This window comes from Schlesneria sp. (genome assembly GCF_036405755.1).
Classification (GTDB): Bacteria; Planctomycetota; Planctomycetia; order Planctomycetales; family Planctomycetaceae; genus Schlesneria; species Schlesneria sphaerica.
Window position 1 is genome coordinate 1 of record NZ_DASWWZ010000030.1, and the last position, 5049, is coordinate 5049.

General features: G+C 57.6%; 1 protein-coding gene. It reads right to left on the reverse strand.

The annotated features are described in order from the left end of the window. Window positions 1–70: 70 nt before the first annotated feature. Window positions 71–4726, reverse strand: a complete 4656-nt coding sequence (locus VGE80_RS01020; protein WP_440591353.1) for an outer membrane protein assembly factor BamB family protein — start codon at window positions 4724–4726, stop codon at window positions 71–73. Window positions 4727–5049: the final 323 nt, after the last annotated feature.

Consider the following 5049-nt stretch of genomic DNA (forward strand, 5'->3'; position numbering starts at 1 on the left):
GAAACGAGGACGTGTTTCGTCCCACAGACAGGGACCGTGCGCTCCTGGTGAGGGAACCATACTCGCCCTGTCACTGATTCTTAAGTGGCTTTGTCTCCTGGGTTTTCGGGGAATCGCGTCCGTCAGAACTGATGTCGGATGAATAATCCACGGTGATGGTTTCTTGCGTCAGCTTGATTTCCAGCATGCCTTGTTGAGGATCCGGATTCAACAGGAAATACGGGAGCACATCCATACTTCTGCGTTCCATCAGGATCTTCCCGGTTTGCTTGTCGGTGATCTTGAATACCCCTTCGCTCGCGTTGTTGATGCCTGCGGGAGGGAGTTTCCAGGCCTGCACCAGAACCGGCGCGGATCGGGAAACTTCTAATGCGAATGGTTCATTCTTCAGGTCTCGTTGCCACACAATCTGCCCGTCCGCTCGCTTCACAGCATAAAGCGGGCCATTCACGAACCGTGTCCGATAGGACTCTCTCGGCTGGATCCCTTTCAGGCCCTCCAGATTCGGGACCGGACGAGACATGGCGACGTACCAGTGATCCGAATCAAAGCTCGTAACGATCTCTTCAACGGCGTCAGATTTTACACTCAAGGGGGCAAAGCGCTGTTCAGCAGTCCTGGTGTCCAGGATATACAGCAGCTTCTCGGGGGTGACGACTGCGAGCGTTGACTCATCCAGTACGGCCACCAGAGCTTCGGCCGGGTCAGTTCGAGTCCAGATGCATTCACCCGACCTGAGATCATGAAGGCTGACTTGGGTGGTGGCTCCGCGACGGGCGGTCCAGGCCAGTGATCCCTGCTGTAGCAGCAGGTCTTGAGGCGATGCCGTTAGTTCGCGCTGTGCCAGACTCCGGCCGTCGATCGCGCTGAGTTCGTCCACTCGGCCCGTCTGATGCCACACGAAAACCCGCTGGTCATCGCCAAGAATAGCCGCGTCGACCGGGACATCGTAGCGCTGCCACAGGCTGCGGCCTGTCTCGGTATCGACTGCGGTCAGCCGTTTTCGCTGGTGGTAACAGAGATAGCCCGCACGGACGGGGCCAATTTCAATGAGCGGTGGTCCGTTGAGGGCTCTGACTGTCTGTCGAGGTGAGTAGATCCCCTTTGAGGAAGGTGCTTCTTCTGTTTCGCCGACGGGGATTTCGAGGTCAATCGGGTTGGCCCACAGGAATTGCGAGTTGGGTTCGCCCTGTTCATCCACAAGCGAAACCCCGAACAGTTCGCTGCCAATCAGCAGTACGACAATCCGTCCAATTCCCCAGCCCTCGCGCAGCATGTGACCACCGGGCCCCCGGAAGGGAGATGACGATTTAGGGAGGTTCAAGCGACGTTCGTTTTCTTCGTCTTGACCTGTCTGGAAGAACGCGCCTCCCCGAATGTAGACCTCGTCTCCCGTACGATCGATCGACACGTCGAGTCGTTCGGTGAGACTTCCTGGTTCGGAATGAAGAGGGATGGTCGGCGCATAAATTCCGAAGTTGCGATCATTGCGTGATTTGATCTTTGGCTTCGAACTAGGCCAGTGCGTCTGGAGTTCGCTCGAAGTCCAGGGAACCGCAACAGCAATGGATTGGTCTTGAGGTGTCCCTTCTCGCTCGATCTCTGGCGGGGTCACCGAAGTCTCTGCGGACGACGAGAGTTCCCGCGACTCTTGTTCAATCTGGGTCTGCCGACGGACTGCCTCAGCTTCCCGATGAAGCCACTGTCGTTCCAGCTTTTCAGCCAGTCTCCGAAACGCCTCAGAGGCGATCGAAGGATCGTCACTGCCCGCCGCGTCCCGCAGCCGTAAGTCCTGTTCGACGAGCGAGCGTTTTCGAAGGACTTTTTCCTGGTCTGAAATGATGAGCTGACGGCTCCAGTCGAGTCCTCGCCACTGCGTCCAGAGTTCCTGAAGCGCCAGTCGGTCTCGGCTGCTCCGTGCCTGGTTCACTCGTGATTGAAACAGTCGGTCCAGTTCGTTGCGGTCGGAGGGTGGGGAACGCCGGTATGCTTCATCAATCAGACCCAACAAGACACGGTCCTTGCGGACGTGAGTCGTCTGCCGTTTGACCAGTTGATCATGATGAGCCAGATTCGCGGCGAGTCCGTCCAGGCAGGCGTCGACCGTGTCTTTAAAGTCGTTCACCGCAAGTGCAGACATTCCGATCGCAGCGGCGGCTGCAAACCTGTAATCCGAGTTGTCGGCCAGTTCGTTCAGTTCGCGCGCCAGACTGGTGCGACTGACTTCACTGGTTGCCGTTGGACTACTTTCCAACGCTGCAATCAGAGCTTGTCGGCGAATATTGCGTGCCGGGGTCGATGTCAGCCCGACCAGATGTTCGCGGGCCAGTTCTACATTTCCTGCCTGGAGGTCCAGAAGTGCCGCCCGAACTCGCAGAGACTCGTTATCAGGGTCTTGTTTCAGTTCCAAGGCGATCGACTGTCGAATGTCATCTAACTGAGGGAGCAGAGAGACGGATTGTCGGTTGAAGGCAATCCAGCCATGTTCTGTTTCGGCGAGGATTCCGAGCGGCACGTCACTGGCACCCGCTTCATTGAGAACCGTGCCGTCGATCGCATTGAGGACGGATGCACCGCCCGACTGCACGGGAATCACCAGCAGTGATCCGTTCAAGACCGCTGGACCGCTGACCTGTTCGATGGGGGTGGCCCAGGCGAGTTCTCCTGAACCGATGTCGTGCGCCCGGACGCGCATGTCTTCGGTGATGATCACTCTCTGATCAGAGATCCCGATCACGGCTAACCCGTCCTGGCGATCGATTTGCCAAAGTGGTTGACCCTGAGGAAGGCGAATGGCATGTAACTTGTCTGTCTCGGGTGAGGCGAACAACAGCACGGATTCCGGGGGAGGGGCAGGGGCCGGCGCGGAGGAATCGTTCGGTGGATTCGCGCCTGATTCCTGCGGGATCGATTGTGCGACGGCAAGAAAAGGTTCACGCCACGTTTCCCACCAGGGTTCAATCAGATTGACGCGTCCGGCCCGTCGTGTCATCTGGGCCATATCGCCCGCAAGGATGGTGATGGCAGGATACCGGTAACTCCATTTTATGGACCTCATCGCAGGATCGACAGCGACGATGCTGCCGGAACTTGTTGAACAGAGCAACAGGCCCTCATGCCAGACAATCGGACAGGCCGTGCGTGACCGCTGCAGGTCTTCATCGATCGGCCGAGCGGCCGTGCCGAGCGGAAGTCTCCAGTTCAGTTCCCCTGTGTCGATGGACAGGGACAGCAGTTCGAGATCTGAATCACGCTGTCCGATGACAAACAGGTCGCCGTCAAGGACGAGCGGCGCACTCAGAAAGCAGTATCCTTCCAACTCCTGCCGGGGTTCAGAGACCGGGCCGCCGATCTCCCAGTTGAGCTCTCCCGACTTCAGATGGTAGCTGCAAAGCTGATTGTACTGCGGCCCCAATCGGGGAAGGCCGCGCGAGCGATCACTCTCCATTCGGAATTCACTCGAACGGTCCGGTTCCTGGATGACGAACAGATGCAATCCGTCAGTTGTCATTCGACTGAACAGGGAATCGGCCTGGGTGCGTCGCTGTGCCCACTCAATCGCAACCGATCGATAAGCAGTGCTTTCAAAAATTCTCTTGCCGATGTTCAGGAATTCCGTATTGGGAATCGACCATTGTGCCTGACCGGAGGGGATATCAAACGAGTGAATCTCCTGCGTCGTACGCACAATGGCCTGAGAGCCGCAAATTAAGGGAGCGGTGATCAAGACAGGTCGTGCCGACGGATCGGGTAGAACTTTCACCAGCTTTTCGAGACTGGTCTGTGGAGCATTCGGCAAGTCATGTCGCCAGATGGGTAGAAGCACCGGCCGGTGTTTCTGCCACCGCTGTGCGGTAGCGCCCACCTCCTGTGAGGTTGCCGGGGACTGGTGTTCAGAGGGGGACGCAGCAAGATCCCGTTGCATTCGCCATTCAGCAAGCGTGATAACGCGGCCAGCGATTTCCAGCTTGAAATTGCCATCCAGTGCAGAAAGTCGACCAGCCAGTAACCGCCGTTCTCGGGCCGCATCCTCGTTCATCATGGATGTGCGGGTCAGGGACTCCGTCGCCGCAATAAGGGCCGTGATGCGAAGGGGCAAACTCACTTGAGGATGCTCTGCCACCCTTCTGAACGCTGCGGCCGCACGGCGAACGTGCCCAAGATCTCGCTCATGAAGTCCAAGCTGCCACCACGCTTCGACAGCCAGGGGGGACTCGGGGAAATCCCTGAGAAAGCGAGCGATTTCCTCACGACCGGCGTTCTTCGCGCGGTCCCAGGTTTCACTGGCTGCGACACGCCGCTGCGCTTCGAATCTCGACCGTGCCTCGGGGGGAATCTGCTCCAGCACACGTTTCACATACTCTGCCGCAGTAACGTCTGAATAAGGAGAAATCGGGACGAACGTCGCGGGTTCCGAGAGCAGGGTCTCCAGCAACGGAAAGACTGCGTGATATTCTTTCCGTTCGAGAGATAACTCAATTGCATCGGCACATTGGACGGCTGACTGGTGTCGATCAAGGCTGAACGTGGTTGAGCTACCCCGCCTTTCACCGGGCTTTTTGACCGGTTCGGGCGGGATCGCCAACCGCGGCGGAGGTGGGTCGAGAATCTGAGCGAAGACAGAAGCTGGGCAGATGAGGTGGCTGTTCTGAGTCCCGAAGAGACCGACCAGCACCGCGAACAGGACCCGTCGAATTGCCGCTGATGGAATCGTAACGCCGCTCATAAATCGCCCTTGTGTGGCAACTTAGGATTGTCGCCCTCGTGCGGCGCGACCGCAACCGATGGGCAAAATTTCGTACTCTTGAGTGAGAAATCAATCCTTCCAGGAAGGGGGGAAGCCAGGGACTCACAGGCGGCCTGACCCCAGCAAGTCATTGACAGATGTTTCTTATCACCAGTATAAGGAATTGAACACACTGACTTTTGCCGATGTATTCCTGGACAGGATTCGATCGCCAGAAGGCCCGCGTGACTGAAAGCCTCGTTCGTCAAACAGGGAGCGACCAGCATGTTTGTGATTCCCGGCCAATACGGTAAAGACAATTG

Bases quoted from the DNA above. Each gene is read 5' to 3' on its own strand.
- VGE80_RS01020 (WP_440591353.1), bottom strand. From the start codon at position 4,726: ATGAGCGGCGTTACGATTCCATCAGCGGCAATTCGACGGGTCCTGTTC.